General features: G+C 56.8%; 16 protein-coding genes. 8 read left to right on the top strand and 8 right to left on the bottom strand.

All coding sequences use genetic code 11. From position 1 onward, the window contains the following. Window positions 1-471 precede the first annotated feature (471 nt). Together alaA and yfbR are read left to right on the top strand one after the other, a co-directional pair. Entirely contained in the window at window positions 472-1,689 is a 1,218-nt protein-coding gene (alaA, locus tag KB890_RS21985) for an alanine transaminase AlaA (RefSeq protein WP_002913185.1), read from the top strand. An 81-nt stretch (window positions 1,690-1,770) separates the two neighbouring features. Further along, window positions 1,771-2,370: a 5'-deoxynucleotidase gene (gene yfbR / locus KB890_RS21980; protein ID WP_002913188.1), complete on the top strand. Its 600-nt coding sequence runs from the start codon at window positions 1,771-1,773 to the stop codon at window positions 2,368-2,370. A gap of 44 nt (window positions 2,371-2,414) precedes the next feature. On the opposite strand, the gene KB890_RS21975 is transcribed toward yfbR, so the two are convergent. The 4 genes from KB890_RS21975 to yfbV all read right to left on the bottom strand — a co-directional run bounded on the left by KB890_RS21975 (window position 2,415) and on the right by yfbV (window position 6,032). After that, a complete protein-coding gene (locus tag KB890_RS21975) occupies window positions 2,415-4,247 on the bottom strand; it encodes an SLC13 family permease (RefSeq protein WP_004180741.1) in 1,833 nt (610 codons plus the stop codon). Window positions 4,248-4,323: 76 nt separating this feature from the next. Continuing rightward, window positions 4,324-4,983: a sugar phosphatase gene (locus KB890_RS21970; RefSeq protein ID WP_004174996.1), complete on the bottom strand. Its 660-nt coding sequence runs from the start codon at window positions 4,981-4,983 to the stop codon at window positions 4,324-4,326. 11 nt (window positions 4,984-4,994) lie between these two features. Beyond that, window positions 4,995-5,489 carry a YfbU family protein gene (locus KB890_RS21965; protein ID WP_002913193.1) on the bottom strand — a complete coding sequence of 165 codons (495 nt, stop codon included), beginning with the start codon at window positions 5,487-5,489 and terminating at the stop codon, window positions 4,995-4,997. Between the two features lie 87 nt (window positions 5,490-5,576). Continuing rightward, a complete protein-coding gene (gene yfbV / locus KB890_RS21960) occupies window positions 5,577-6,032 on the bottom strand; it encodes a terminus macrodomain insulation protein YfbV (RefSeq protein ID WP_002913194.1) in 456 nt (151 codons plus the stop codon). Between the two features lie 337 nt (window positions 6,033-6,369). On the opposite strand from yfbV, the gene ackA reads away from it, so the two are divergent. Both ackA and pta read left to right on the top strand, forming a co-directional pair. Then, on the top strand, window positions 6,370-7,572 hold the full coding sequence (gene ackA / locus KB890_RS21955) for an acetate kinase (protein ID WP_002913195.1): 1,203 nt from the start codon (window positions 6,370-6,372) through the stop codon (window positions 7,570-7,572). Between the two features lie 200 nt (window positions 7,573-7,772). After that, window positions 7,773-9,920 carry a phosphate acetyltransferase gene (pta, locus tag KB890_RS21950; RefSeq protein ID WP_002913196.1) on the top strand — a complete coding sequence of 716 codons (2,148 nt, stop codon included), beginning with the start codon at window positions 7,773-7,775 and terminating at the stop codon, window positions 9,918-9,920. 92 nt (window positions 9,921-10,012) lie between these two features. Here the strand turns inward: pta and yfcD are convergent, their stop codons facing one another. The 3 genes from yfcD to yfcF form a co-directional block, all read right to left on the bottom strand. Further along, a complete protein-coding gene (yfcD, locus tag KB890_RS21945; protein WP_002913197.1) occupies window positions 10,013-10,564 on the bottom strand; it encodes an NUDIX hydrolase YfcD in 552 nt (183 codons plus the stop codon). 57 nt (window positions 10,565-10,621) lie between these two features. Beyond that, the gene (yfcE, locus tag KB890_RS21940) at window positions 10,622-11,173 is read right to left on the bottom strand and encodes a phosphodiesterase (RefSeq protein ID WP_004174991.1); all 552 of its coding nucleotides are present in this window, start codon (window positions 11,171-11,173) and stop codon (window positions 10,622-10,624) included. Between the two features lie 62 nt (window positions 11,174-11,235). Further along, window positions 11,236-11,874, bottom strand: a complete 639-nt coding sequence (gene yfcF / locus KB890_RS21935) for a glutathione transferase (RefSeq protein WP_004180746.1) — start codon at window positions 11,872-11,874, stop codon at window positions 11,236-11,238. A gap of 180 nt (window positions 11,875-12,054) precedes the next feature. Here yfcF and yfcG point away from each other — a divergent pair, with 180 nt between their 5' ends. The 3 genes from yfcG (at window position 12,055) to KB890_RS21920 (ending at window position 14,024) form a co-directional block, all read left to right on the top strand. Then, window positions 12,055-12,684, top strand: coding sequence for a GSH-dependent disulfide bond oxidoreductase (yfcG, locus tag KB890_RS21930; protein ID WP_004174988.1), 630 nt, complete (start codon window positions 12,055-12,057; stop codon window positions 12,682-12,684). Between the two features lie 65 nt (window positions 12,685-12,749). Next, window positions 12,750-13,112: a dihydroneopterin triphosphate 2'-epimerase gene (gene folX, locus KB890_RS21925; RefSeq protein WP_002913200.1), complete on the top strand. Its 363-nt coding sequence runs from the start codon at window positions 12,750-12,752 to the stop codon at window positions 13,110-13,112. Between the two features lie 18 nt (window positions 13,113-13,130). Next, window positions 13,131-14,024 carry a TIGR01777 family oxidoreductase gene (locus KB890_RS21920; RefSeq protein WP_004180748.1) on the top strand — a complete coding sequence of 298 codons (894 nt, stop codon included), beginning with the start codon at window positions 13,131-13,133 and terminating at the stop codon, window positions 14,022-14,024. Here the strand turns inward: KB890_RS21920 and KB890_RS21915 are convergent. Next, window positions 14,004-14,120, bottom strand: coding sequence for a hypothetical protein (locus tag KB890_RS21915; protein ID WP_004217247.1), 117 nt, complete (start codon window positions 14,118-14,120; stop codon window positions 14,004-14,006). The genes KB890_RS21920 and KB890_RS21915 overlap by 21 nt on opposite strands. A 119-nt stretch (window positions 14,121-14,239) precedes the next feature. Here KB890_RS21915 and KB890_RS21910 point away from each other — a divergent pair, with 119 nt between their 5' ends. Then, a complete protein-coding gene (locus KB890_RS21910) occupies window positions 14,240-14,767 on the top strand; it encodes a GNAT family N-acetyltransferase (RefSeq protein WP_004180750.1) in 528 nt (175 codons plus the stop codon). The last annotated feature ends 4 nt before the right edge of the window (window positions 14,768-14,771 follow it).

The raw sequence follows: 14,771 nt of genomic DNA, 5'->3' as shown, positions 1-14,771 counted from the left end.
TTTTTATAAGCCTTAATAAGGATTAACTGAGACAATTTTAAATTTTTTTCAACATTTTATATTAATTAACAAACCTCAGATTATTACCCGCTAAAAATAATAATAATGTGGTCGCACGCTGTTTTTTATTAAAATTATTTAACATCAAAATTACAAGCCAATCGCGCTTGTATGCAGGATAGCGTTTTTTAGCGACTCCCCCTTCTCCCTCCCCATATTACCGGGCAAACAAACGAGATAAATGATGGCAAAATCGCTACTAAATCTATATTTACGACCAAAAAATCGACATAAAAAGGCATAAGCCACAGACCAAATCCGCAATCGGTAGATAAATCAATTGCGCTTAAAATCCGGCGTTAGCAAAATCTTCTCCTGCAAAGCCTTCAAAACAGCGGGGAGGGGGAGTACATTGTTCCGTGCTGACTTCCACGGCAGGGAGTGGCGATAACAGCTAAAAGGTCAAGATTCATGTCCCCCATCGAAAAATCCAGCAAGTTAGAGAACGTCTGTTATGACATCCGCGGCCCGGTTCTGAAAGAAGCCAAACGTCTTGAAGAAGAAGGCAATAAGGTTCTGAAACTGAACATCGGCAACCCGGCGCCATTCGGCTTCGAGGCTCCTGACGAGATCCTCGTCGACGTCATCCGCAATTTGCCTACCGCCCAGGGTTACTGCGATTCGAAAGGATTGTACTCGGCGCGTAAAGCTATCATGCAGCATTACCAGGCCCGGGGTATGCGCGATGTCACGGTGGAAGACATCTATATCGGCAACGGCGTGTCCGAGCTGATTGTGCAGGCGATGCAGGCGCTGTTAAACAGCGGCGATGAGATGCTGGTTCCCGCCCCGGACTACCCGCTGTGGACGGCGGCGGTGTCGCTTTCCAGCGGCAAAGCGGTGCACTATCTGTGTGACGAATCCTCTGACTGGTTCCCGGATCTGGACGACATCCGCGCAAAAATCACACCGCGCACCCGCGGGATCGTGATCATTAACCCTAACAACCCCACCGGCGCGGTCTATTCCAAAGAATTGCTGCAGGAGATCGTGGAGATCGCTCGTCAGCATAATCTGATCATTTTCGCCGATGAAATTTACGACAAGATCCTCTACGACGAAGCCCAGCATCACTCTATTGCCGCCCTGGCGCCGGACCTGCTGACGGTGACCTTTAACGGATTGTCGAAAACCTATCGCGTTGCCGGCTTCCGTCAGGGCTGGATGGTGCTGAATGGCCCGAAAAAACACGCGAAGGGCTATATCGAAGGGCTGGAGATGCTGGCTTCAATGCGTCTGTGCGCCAACGTGCCGGCCCAGCATGCTATCCAGACGGCGCTGGGCGGCTATCAGAGCATCAGCGAATTCATCATCCCCGGCGGACGCCTGTATGAACAACGCAACCGCGCCTGGGAGCTTATCAACGATATTCCGGGCGTCTCCTGCGTGAAGCCAAAAGGCGCGCTGTATATGTTCCCGAAAATCGACGCCAAACGCTTCAATATTCATGACGACCAGAAAATGGTGCTCGACTTCCTGCTGCAGGAGAAAGTCCTGCTGGTGCAAGGCACCGCCTTTAACTGGCCGTGGCCGGATCACGTACGCATCGTGACCCTGCCGCGCGAAGACGACCTGGAGATGGCTATCTCCCGCTTTGGCCGCTTCCTCTCCGGCTACCATCAGCTTTAATCGCGCCGCCGCCGGCATTTGCATCCGGCGGCGATCCCTGCGCACAATGGAACCCGATGTTGTCACTGATTAAGGGTCCCTATGAGTCAGAGTCATTTCTTTGCCCACCTCTCCCGCCTGAAACTGATTAACCGCTGGCCGCTGATGCGCAACGTGCGCACCGAAAATGTCTCCGAACACAGCCTGCAGGTGGCGATGGTCGCCCACGCGCTGGCGGCGATTAAAAACCGCAAATTTGGCGGCCAGGTCAACGCCGAGCGTATCGCCCTGCTGGCGATGTACCATGACGCCTCGGAAGTACTAACTGGCGACCTCCCTACTCCGGTGAAATATTTCAACTCCCAGATTGCCCAGGAATATAAGGCGATTGAGAAAATTGCTCAGCAAAAGCTGGTGGATATGGTCCCTGACGAGCTGCGCGATATTTTCGAGCCGCTGATTGATGAGCATCACTACAGTGAGGAAGAGCAGTCGATCGTTAAACAGGCTGACGCCCTCTGCGCTTACCTGAAGTGCCTCGAAGAGCTGTCTGCAGGCAATAACGAATTTCTGCTGGCCAAAGGTCGGCTGGAAAAGACCCTGGCATCGCGGCGCAGCGCGGAGATGGATTACTTTATGCAAGTGTTCGTCCCAAGCTTCCAGCTGTCGCTGGACGAAATTAGCCAGGATTCGCCGCTGTAAGGTTCTGGCCGGGCGGCGGTTGTGCTCTACCCGGCCAGAATATCTTAAAACGGAAACAGTACCGGGATCAGCAGGACGCAGACCACCATCACCAGTATGGTAAAGGGCACGCCTATTTTGACAAAATCGCTAAATGAGTACTTGCCCGGGCCAAGCACCAGGGTGTTAACCGGCGAGGAGACCGGGGTCATAAACGCCGCCGAAGCCGCCATCGCCACCACCATGGCAAAAGGATAGGGTGAGACGCCCATTGACTTCGCCGCCGCTAAGGCAATAGGCGCCATCAGCACCGCCGTGGCGGTGTTTGAGATAAACAGCCCAATCGCCGCGCACATCACGAACAGGCAGCCGAGCATCAGATAAGGCCCCTCGCCTCCGGCGACATCCATCAGTCCCTTCACCACCAGATCCACCCCGCCGGTTTTTTGCAGCGCCAGGGCAAACGGCATCATCCCAACAATCAAAATAATGCTCGGCCAGTGGATCGCCTTGTAGGCGCTTTCGGCATTGATGCAGCGGAATTTGCCCATCAGCAGACAGGCGATAATCGCGGCAATCGGGTTGGGAATTTCATCGGTGAGCATCAGGGCTACCATCAGCACCAGGCAGAAAATCGCATGCGGAGCCTGGCTGTGGGCCGGCGAAGCGTCATCGACCTCAACCGGCATATTGAGCACCACGAAATCCCGGCCGCGCTTCGCCAGCAAGGCAATTTGCCGCCAGTTGCCGACCACCAGCAGGATATCGCCGAGCTGCAGCGGCTCGTCGACCACCGAACCATCCATCGCTTTGCCATCGCGCTTCATGCCGACGATATTGAGACCAAACCGGGTGCGGAAGGCTATCTCACGCACCGTTTTGCCAATCATCTCTGAATCCGGGATCAGCGCCACCTCCGCCATCCCCACATCCAGCGCCTGATCGGCAAAATACTCGCCGCGCAATACCATCGGCTCAAGCATTTGCTCGCCGCAGAACTGGCGTAAATCGACATCGGAGGCGGACATATCGATTAGCAGGACGTCGCGGGCGCGAAATTCCGATACCCCGTTGACGTTGACAATTACCCGGCGGAACCGCCGCCAGCGTTCAACGCCGATCACGTTGGCGCAGTAGCGCTCACGCAGCTTTAAATCATCCAGCCGCTGACCGATCATCGGCGAACCCGGGCGGATGGCCAGCCGGCGAGCGCGGCCGGTGAGGTGATATTCGCGGATCAAATCGCGGAAGGTGCTTCTTTTTCGCCCATCGCGTGCGGAGTCGCCATTATCCGTCTTCAGCATAAAGCGCACCGCCAGCATATAGACGATGCCCAGGATCAGCACCACCAGGCCAATCGGCGTGACGCTGAAAAAGCTGAAGCCGTGCAGTCCCTCGCGCAGCAATTCACTGTTGACCACCAGGTTGGGCGGCGTCGCCACCAGGGTCATCATCCCGCTGATAAGCCCGGCGAAGCTCAGCGGCATCATCAGCCGCGATGGCGAGGTATTCATCCGCGCCGAGACGCTAAGTACCACCGGGATGAAAATGGCGACCACCCCGGTGGAGCTCATAAACGCGCCCAGACCGGCGACGGTGAGCATCAGGTAGATCAGCATTTTGGTTTCGCTGTTCCCCGCCACGCTCACCAGCCAGGCCCCCATTTTGGTGGCGACTCCGGTGCGCACCAGGCCATCGCCGATAATAAACAGGGCGGCAATCAGGATCACGTTAGGATCGCTGAATCCGGAAAAAGCTTCATTTAACGTCAGCGTTCCGCTGAGGACAAAGGCGACAATGACCATCAGGGCGATAGCATCCATGCGCACCTTGCCGGTAGCAAACAGCACAACCGCGATGGCCAGGAGGGATAAAACCCAAATCAATTCACCGTTCACAACGTTTCCTTGTCACAAGTGGGAGTCGACATAGTGGCATAAAAAAGCCCCGACGACGCGGGGCGAAATCATGGGTTTACGCTTTAAGACGCACATTTACCACGCCGTCAGTCTGGCGTTCAACCACCAGATCTTCCAGGCTGCTCAGCACGAGGTCGGCTTCATCCAGGCGAGGGGCATCGGCGGGCACGTTGACCGCGATAGTGCGACAGCCGGCCGCCAGTCCGGAGAGGAGCCCCGCCGGCGCATCTTCCACCACCGCGCACTCCCCGGCAGGCAGACCCAGCCGCTCGGCGCCCAGCAGATAGGCGTCCGGCGCCGGTTTGCCGTGTTTCACCTGCTCGGCGGTGACGAACACCTCAGGCATCGGCAGGCCCGCCGCGCGGTGACGCGCGTGGGCAACCGGAATCGAGCCGGAGGTGACAATCGCCCACGGGATCCCGGCCTCATTGAGCGTATTCAGCAGGGCTAATGCCCCCGGCAGCGCGACGATACCCTCAATATCAGTGGCTTCTATCTGCTCGAGGTAGCGAAATTCGGCCTGGATATCCTCCTCGCTGCGCCCCGGCATAAAATGGCGAATGGAGGTAATGGCCTGCTTGCCGTGAATAAAACTGAGAATTTCATCATGGTCAATGGCGAAACGATCCCCCCACTTGCACCATGAACGCTCCACCACCGGCAAGGAATCCACCAGCGTCCCGTCTAAATCGAACAGGAAACCTTTACACTGCACGGGCACCTCCCTCAGGCGTTGATAATTTGATTAATTTCATTACTGCTCAGATGATACTGGCGCGGGCAAGCGTGCCAGACGCTCAGCATCCGCTGATATTTCTCCCACATCGGAGTCTGCGAGTTAAAGCCATGGGTACCGGCGTCAAAATGGCTGTAGCGGCCTTCAACGTTGACCATAAAACGCACATAGCCGAGATAACGCGCTTCGGTGGCGGCATCAAATCCGAGGAAGGTGACCCGGCGTTCATCGATACCCGCCGCGTCTTTCAGGTTGGTCCAGGAGACGTGCAGCGCGTGGTACATCTCCATGATATCAATAACGGTACGGCAGGTTTCTTCCGTCAGCTGGCCAAACTCGCGGTCCAGTTCACGCATCTGTAGCCCATACCCTCGCTCTATGATGGTTTGCAGACGACGGTAGCGTTCCGCATTATCCGGGTCGAGCATCGTCATCATTTTGTACTGATTGGATAAAATCAGACGCTGCGCATTGGTCATTTCCATGTTGTGACTCCTGTAGCACGGTAGGGCGTGAAATAAAGAAGGCGCATAAATCATGCGCCTTCTTTTATATGCGTTTTCCGTAGTGAATTACAAATCATCAAGGAAAGTTTTATCCAGTTGTTTGAAGGCGCGCTTAAGCGTGTCAGCCAGCGCCTGATAATCGGGCTTGCCTTCGACCGGTGCCAGCGCCTGCCCCGCCTCCTGCAGTTTACCGCGCACTTCATAGAACCAGTTAAGAATGGAGGGCGGCAGCGGCGTCACCGAACGCTTACCCAACCACCAGAGTCCCTGCATCGGCAGGCTCAGCGCAAACAGCGCGGTAGCGACGGCGGGGCCCAGCTGGCCGCCAAGAGCTATCTGCCAGCAGAGGGTAAAAATGGCGATTGGCGGCATGATGCGGATGGCATAGCGGGTGGCACGAATAATGCGGTTTTCAATAAACACCGGCGCGAGGCGCTTGTCGAGAGGCCAGGTCTTTGCGTAATGCTGCCCGCGGTTGAACAAGCTAAAGAAGCTAACGGGGCGTTTCTCAGGGGTCGACATGGCTTTTCCTCAACTTTACATATAAAACTTAAAAAATTCGCGCAAAACACCAACTATGCATGACATCGTTCAAAAGATTTTGGCAAAGGATGCCGCAATCAGGTATCCTGTGCCCGCCTGAAAGGGCGGTTAGACTCTTTGCCAGGCTAGTCAAATTATCGCATATTCTGCCATTGGCTGAAAATTATGCAAAATGGCATAAAATCAAATGTACTTCTCTCATCGTGCCCGAAAACAGAACAAGGCATGATGTTAATCATAAATGTCGAGGTCATCCTGCGCTACGCTAATGACACACTGACGTTTTTTTAGCCACGTATCATAAAAAGGTACTTCCATGTCGAGTAAGTTAGTACTGGTTCTGAACTGCGGTAGCTCCTCTCTGAAATTTGCTATCCTTGACGCCGTGAACGGCGACGAATATCTGTCCGGTTTAGCGGAATGCTTCCACCTGCCGGAAGCCCGTATCAAATGGAAAATGGACGGCAGCAAACAAGAAGCCGAGTTAGGCGCGGGCGCCGCGCACAGTGAAGCGCTGAACTTTATCGTTAACACTATTCTGGCACAAAAACCAGAACTGTCTGCTCAGCTGACTGCAATCGGCCACCGTATCGTACACGGCGGTGAAAAATACACCAGCTCCGTGGTGATCGACGAGTCCGTAATTCAGGGTATTAAAGACGCCGCGTCTTTCGCACCGCTGCACAACCCGGCACACCTGATCGGCATCGCTGAAGCGCTGAAATCCTTCCCGCACCTGAAAGACAAAAACGTGGCTGTATTCGATACGGCGTTCCATCAGACCATGCCGGAAGAATCCTATCTCTACGCCCTGCCGTACAGCCTGTACAAAGAGCACGGCGTTCGTCGTTACGGCGCGCACGGCACCAGCCACTTCTACGTGACTCAGGAAGCCGCTAAGATCCTCAACAAGCCGGTGGAAGAGCTCAACATCATCACCTGCCACCTCGGCAACGGTGGTTCTGTTTCCGCTATCCGTAACGGTAAATGCGTTGACACCTCCATGGGTCTGACCCCGCTGGAAGGCCTGGTGATGGGTACCCGCTCCGGTGACATCGATCCGGCCATCATCTTCCATCTGCACGACACCCTGGGCATGAGCGTTGACGCGATCAACAAAATGCTGACCAAAGAGTCCGGCCTGCTGGGTCTGACCGAAGTCACCAGCGACTGCCGCTACGTGGAAGACAACTATCAGGAAAAAGCCGACGCTAAACGCGCAATGGACGTTTACTGCCACCGCCTGGCGAAATACATCGGTTCCTACACCGCGCTGATGGACGGCCGTCTTGACGCCGTTATTTTCACCGGTGGTATCGGTGAAAACGCCGCGATGGTGCGTGAGCTGTCGCTGGGCAAACTGGGCGTACTGGGCTTTGAAGTTGACCATGAGCGTAACCTTGCTGCCCGCTTCGGCAAGTCTGGCTTCATCAACAAAGAAGGCACCCGTCCTGCCGTGGTTATCCCGACCAACGAAGAGCTGGTCATCGCGCAAGACGCCAGCCGTCTGACCGCATAATTCCACATCGCCAGCCCTGACCCGCAATAATTCGAGCAGCAGGAAGGCGGCGACACAGCAAAACCCCGGCCGCGTACAGCGCGTACGCCACCGGGGTGAGCAAGTAGAGCCAACGCACGTGCAACTTGAAAGATGACGGATAGCTGGCGGTGCTGTTTTGTATCCCGCCTGATACTGGCGGTAACGAAAGAGGATATACCGTGTCCCGTACTATCATGTTAATTCCTACCGGTACCAGCGTAGGTCTGACCAGCGTCAGCCTCGGTGTGATCCGCGCTATGGAACGCAAAGGCGTTCGTCTGAGCGTCTTTAAACCTATCGCCCAGCCGCGTTCCGGTGGCGATGCCCCAGACCAGACCACCACCATCGTTCGCGCCAGCTCCTCCACCACCACCGCCGCTGAACCGCTGAAGATGAGCCATGTTGAGTCTCTGCTCTCCAGCAATCAGAAAGATGTGCTGATGGAAGAGATCATTGCCAACTACCACGCGAATACTCAGGACGCGGAAGTGGTGCTGGTGGAAGGCCTGGTACCGACCCGTAAGCATCAGTTCGCCCAGGCGCTGAACTTTGAAATCGCCAAAACGTTGAACGCTGAAATCGTCTTCGTGATGTCTCAGGGCACCGACACGCCAGAACAGCTGAACGAGCGTATCGAACTGACCCGTAACAGCTTTGGCGGCGCCAAAAATACCAGCATCACCGGCGTTATCGTCAACAAACTGAATGCCCCTGTCGACGATCAGGGCCGTACCCGTCCTGACCTGTCGGAAATTTTCGACGACTCGTCGAAAGCAAAAATCGTGAAGATTGACCCGGCTCAGCTGCAGAAAGGCAGCACGCTGCCGGTGCTGGGCGCAGTGCCATGGAGCTTCGATCTGATCGCGACCCGCGCGATCGACATGGCTCACCATCTGAATGCGACCATCATCAACGAAGGCGATATCAATACCCGCCGCGTGAAATCCGTGACTTTCTGCGCGCGCAGCATCCCGCACATGCTGGAACACTTCCGCCCTGGTTCTCTGCTGGTTACCTCCGCAGACCGTCCTGACGTGCTGGTTGCGGCCTGCCTGGCGGCAATGAACGGCGTGGAAATCGGCGCCATTCTGCTGACCGGCGGCTATGAAATGGACGCGCGCATCAGCAAGCTGTGTGAACGCGCTTTCGCGACCGGCCTGCCGGTATTTATGGTCAACACCAACACCTGGCAGACCTCCCTGAGCCTGCAGAGCTTTAACCTCGAAGTACCGGTTGACGATCACGAGCGTATCGAGAAAGTTCAGGAATACGTGGCCAACTACATCAACGCCGACTGGATCGAATCGCTGACCGCGACCTCCGAGCGCAGCCGCCGTCTCTCTCCGCCAGCCTTCCGCTACCAGCTGACCGAGCTGGCGCGCAAAGCCGGCAAACGTGTCGTTCTGCCGGAAGGCGACGAACCGCGTACCGTGAAAGCGGCGGCGATTTGCGCCGAACGCGGGATCGCCACCTGCGTCCTGCTGGGTAACCCGGATGAGATCAACCGCGTAGCCGCGGCCCAGGGCGTTGAGCTTGGCGCCGGCATTGAAATCGTCGATCCGGAAGTGGTTCGCGAAAGCTATGTGGGTCGCCTGGTCGAACTGCGTAAGAACAAAGGCATGACCGAAGCGGTCGCGCGTGAGCAGCTGGAAGACAACGTGGTTCTCGGCACCCTGATGCTGGAACAGGACGAAGTCGACGGTCTGGTATCCGGCGCGGTTCACACCACTGCCAACACCATTCGTCCGCCGCTGCAGCTGATCAAAACCGCGCCGGGCAGCTCGCTGGTCTCCTCCGTGTTCTTCATGCTGCTGCCGGAACAGGTTTACGTTTACGGCGACTGCGCGATCAACCCGGACCCGACCGCCGAGCAGCTGGCGGAAATCGCTATTCAGTCCGCTGAATCCGCGATTGCCTTCGGCATCGAACCGCGCGTGGCGATGCTCTCCTACTCCACCGGTACCTCCGGCGCGGGTAGCGATGTCGAGAAAGTCCGCGAAGCGACCCGTCTGGCGCAGGAAAAACGTCCTGACCTGATGATCGACGGCCCGCTGCAGTATGACGCCGCGGTGATGGCTGACGTAGCGAAGTCCAAAGCGCCGAACTCACCGGTAGCTGGCCGCGCGACCGTGTTCATCTTCCCGGATCTGAACACCGGTAACACCACGTACAAAGCGGTACAGCGCTCTGCCGACCTGATCTCCATCGGGCCGATGCTGCAGGGTATGCGCAAGCCGGTCAACGACCTGTCCCGTGGCGCGCTGGTAGACGATATCGTCTATACCATCGCACTGACCGCGATCCAATCGGCTCAGCAGCAGAAGTAATCTGCCGCTGTGGTCAAAGCAAAAGGCAGCCGAATGGCTGCCTTTTTGTCGTCAGGAGGCGAGCGACGATTGCTGTCGCGCGTTTGCGATCTTTATTCGCGCTCGCTCTCTTCCGCATCATCATACTCATTACCGGCGTTGCGGGTCATCCACAGCGCCAGCGCTTTCAGGGAGTCCGGCGTGAACTCATCGCAGCGGGCGGTGATCTCTTCCGGCGTTAACCAGCACACCTCGCTGACCTCTTCTTCCTGCAGGGCGAACGGCCCGTGGGAGACGCAGCTAAACAGACTTCCCCAGACGCGGCAGAATTTGTCTTCGTAATAAAACTGGCCGTGATCGGCAAACGGCACCCCGGCGATGCCTAACTCCTCTTCCGCCTCGCGACGGGCCGATTCCAGCAGCTGCTCATCAGCCTGCACGACGCCGCCAGCGGTGGCATCCAGCATGCCCGGATGAAAGTCTTTTGTCTCGGTGCGTCGCTGCACCAGAATTTTCCCCATTCCGTCATGAACGACGATATAGGTCGCCCGGTGGCGCAGGCACTGCGCGCGCATTTGCTCGCGGCTGGACTGTGCTATCACCTCATTGTTTTCATTAACAATATCGACCCATTCTGTGCTTGCCAAATGATTCTGTTCCGCCATCAGGAAACCTTACTTTAAATGCGCTCTCGCGGCGCGTCTTTATGATTGAGGGCTAAATTACGGGTAAATTGCAACCTCTGCAATAACCTGATTATCATTGAGTGCTAAAACCTGCAGCCGCCCCTGATCCAGCAGCCCATAGCTGGCGGAATATCCCCCTTTCGGGATACTCACTGAGCCGGGATTAAAGAGGTAAATTGCGCCGCGTTTTTCCGCGACCGGTATATGAGTATGGCCATATGCCAGGACATCGCCAGCGGCCAGCGGCGGCAGATTATCCGGACTATAGAGATGCCCGTGGGTCAGAAACAGGCGATAGCGTTCGCTAAGCACCTGCTGCCAGGGCGCGGTCATTGGAAAACGAAGCAGCATCTGATCCACTTCGCTGTCGCAGTTGCCGCGAACAGCAACAATGCGTTCCGCCACGCTGTTCAACCGCTCCGCCACCTCACCCGGCGCATACCCCTCAGGCAGCGCGTTGCGCGGACCGTGATTGAGCACATCGCCGAGTATGATCAGCCACCTGGCGCCGCTTTGCGCGAACCGTTCAAGCACGCGTTCCGTGGCGGGCAGCGAACCATGAATATCGGAGGCAAACATCAGCTTCATAGGTTCCATCTCCACTGGTTACGATGCCTCTATGATAGCGGAAGCGCGGCGGGTTATCAGCCTCAGCGTTTGGCGGAAAGCGCCACGTAACGCTGGATTGAGGCCCGCTGCCACTGGAAAGACGCATAATCAGCCAGCGCCTCCGGTACCTTATCGCCATTGAGAACCAGGCGATTGAGCATCAGCGCCAGGTCTGCGTCGGCAATAGACCATTCGCCAAATAAATTTTGCCCGCCGTGGGCCAGTAGCGTGGTGGCGGTGGCAAACAGCTTTTCCGCAGATTGCCTGCCGGCCTCGCTGAGGTCCGGCATTTTCGCCCCGTCAAACACCACGGCGGTGGATCGCTCTTCACGAATTGGCATCAGATCGCTGCGCAGCCAGGCCTGGATCTGCCGGGCGCGGGCTCGTTTTTGCAGATCATGCGGGTAGATGCGCTCCCACTCCGGCGGCGCAAAACGCTCATCCAGATACTCGGTAATCGCCGAAGACTCACTTAGCGCGAAATCATCAACCTCCAGCAGCGGTACGCGACGGGTGGCGGCATAGCCTGTCCAGCCCGCCTGCAGATGTTCGCCGCGGTTCAGGTCGACGGTTTTAAGGGTAAAAGGCAGGCTTTTTTCCTGCAGAGCGACATAGACAGACATCACGTACGGTGAGAAAAAATCGGCATCGGACCACAGGGTAATGACAGGCTGGCTCATAGCTTCCTCAAGGGTGGTAGACAGGACAATAAGCCAACATAGCCTGTCTTACAGGCGATGTCACTGCTCGAACGCGGACGACTCGTCGCCTGGCTGCCGGGTCGCTTGCGGAATTTCTCCCGGGTGGCGCAGCTTCACCTATACTCGAACAGTTTGCGACCCACGACGGCGGGAAATATTATGATCGATCTTTACTATGCACCCACCCCAAACGGCCACAAAATCACCCTGTTCCTCGAAGAGGCGGAGCTAGCCTATCGGCTAATTCGGGTCGATATCGGCAAAGGGGAACAATTTCATCCGCAGTTTCTGGCGATTTCGCCGAATAATAAAGTTCCGGCTATCGTCGACCACATGCCTGCTGACGGCGGGGCGCCGTTGAGCGTTTTCGAGTCAGGCGCCATCCTGCTCTATCTGGCGGAAAAAAGCGGTAAGCTGCTGAGTGGCGAGCTGCGGGAACGCTACGTCACGCTGCAGTGGCTGTTCTGGCAGGTCGGCGGGCTGGGGCCGATGCTGGGGCAAAATCAACATTTTTCCCACTCCGCGCCGCAAACCGTGCCCTACGCTATTGAACGTTTTCAGGTGGAAACCCAACGACTGTATGGGGTGCTAAATCAGCGTCTGGGATGCAGCCCGTGGCTTGGCGGCGACCACTACAGTATCGCCGACATCGCCGCCTGGCCCTGGGTGAACTGCCATGTCCGACAGCGTATCGATCTGGCGAACTATCCGGCGGTGCACAACTGGTATGAGCGCATTAAGCAGCGGCCGGCAACGGCGGAAGCGATGTTAAAAATTCAGCTTTATTAACCCCCTGCTCGCCCGTCGCGCTTTGTTGTATGATTGCAGGACTTACACCACGGAGGAAGCCTGCAATGTCTCAACCAGACGCCATTATTCGTATTAAGAACCTGCGCCTGCGGACTTTTATTGGTATTAAAGAGGAAGAGATCGCCAACCGCCAGGACGTGGTAGTGAATGTAGCCATTCACTACCCTGCCGATAAAGCGCGCGACAGCGAGGACATCAATGATGCGCTGAACTACCGCACCATTACCAAGCGTATAATCAGCCATCTTGAGAATGGCCGTTTTTCGCTGCTGGAAAAATTAACTCAGGATGTGCTGAATATCGCATGCGAACATCACTGGGTCACATATGCTGAAGTGGAGATTGATAAACTTCATGCGCTGCGCTATGCCGACTCGGTGTCCATGACCATGAGCTGGCGTCGCTAACCATGTCAGGGAGGTGGTATGAAGATCCTGCTTACTGGTGGTACCGGCCTGATTGGCCGACATCTGATACCCAGATTGCTGGAGCTCGGGCATAGCGTCACGGTCTCCACGCGACATCCGGATACCGCCCGCGCCCGTCTCGATCCGCGCGTCACCCTGTGGCGCGATTTCGAGGGCCATCACCACCTCAATGATATTGATGCCGTCATCAATCTGGCGGGTGAACCCATCGCTGATAAACGCTGGACGGCCGAGCAGAAACAACGCTTGTGCCATAGCCGCTGGGATCTCACGCAGCGGCTGGTGGGCCTGATCCACGCCAGCGACCCCCCTCCCTCCGTGCTGATCAGCGGGTCTGCCATCGGCTACTATGGCGACCTCGGCGAGGTGGTGGTGACCGAAGAAGAGCCACCGCACAATGAGTTTACCCATAAGCTGTGCGCCCGCTGGGAGCAAATTGCCTGCGAAGCGCAAAGCGAGCGCACCCGCGTCTGCCTGCTGCGCACCGGCGTGGTACTGGCTCCGCGGGGCGGTATTCTCGGCAAAATGACACCCGCCTTTAAGCTCGGCCTCGGCGGGCCTATCGGCAACGGCAGACAGTACCTGGCCTGGATCCATATCGACGATATGGTTAACGGCATTCTGTGGCTGCTGGATAACGATCTGCGCGGTCCGTTCAATATGGTTTCTCCCTACCCGGTGCATAACGAGCAGTTCGCCCATGCGCTGGGTCATGCGCTCCATCGACCGGCGATTTTCCGCGTTCCCGCCGCCGCTATCCGCCTGTTGATGGGGGAATCCGCCGTCCTGGTGCTCGGCGGCCAGCGCGCGCTGCCAAAGCGTCTGGAGGCCGCCGGCTTTGCCTTCCGCTGGTACGATCTGGACGAAGCGCTAAAGGATGTGCTGAGTTAATGGCTGACACAGGGGAGCATTGGCTCCTCTGATTCCATTCTGCTGGCTCATGCTCCACGCCTGGATGGCCTCACCCTGGCGCTGCAGCATCGCCATATTCAGGACAACCAGCTCCCTTAATCGCCTGAATTCACCGCCAGCCGGCCGGTTCGCCGGTGTTACCTGGCGAAGCAAAGTGCTAAGGTAGGCTTTTCTTTCTGCGTATTGACTGCTTTATGACGACCATCACCACACCACGCCTTTCGCTTACCCGCTTTGTTACCGATGACTGGCCCTTTTTTCTGCGCCTGCGCCAGGATCCGCAGGTGATGCGTTTTATGGGGGAGGTGTTAAGCGATGGGGCGCTGCGCAGCGTCTTCGTCAGTCGCTGTGCCGATCCCGGGGTGTTTGTATTGCGCGATAAATTCGGCGAGGCGCTGGGCGATATTGGGCTCCGCATCAGTCCGAAAAATCCGCACGAAGCTGACGTCGGCTACGCGCTGCTGCCTCAGGCTCAGGGAAAAGGCTATGCCAGCGAAGCGCTGCGGGCGGTCTGCGAGTATGGTTTCACCACCCTGGGGGTGCAGGCCATCAATGCCTGGGTGCTGGGTGAAAACCGTGGCTCATCGCGCCTGCTGGAGAAGCAAGGCTTTGTGCGCACCCAGGTGCTGGAGAAAGCCTATCATCTGAACGGCGTCGATTACGATGACTGGATCTATCGGCTGGAGCGGGAAGCTCATCCGGCGTCCGCAGACGCCGGATGAGCCG

It is taken from the genome of Klebsiella sp. P1954, assembly GCF_018199955.1.
In the GTDB taxonomy this organism is placed as follows: domain Bacteria; phylum Pseudomonadota; class Gammaproteobacteria; order Enterobacterales; family Enterobacteriaceae; genus Klebsiella; species Klebsiella pneumoniae.
Note: the sequence above shows the minus strand (reverse complement) of the source record. Positions and strands in the feature narration are given on the sequence as shown.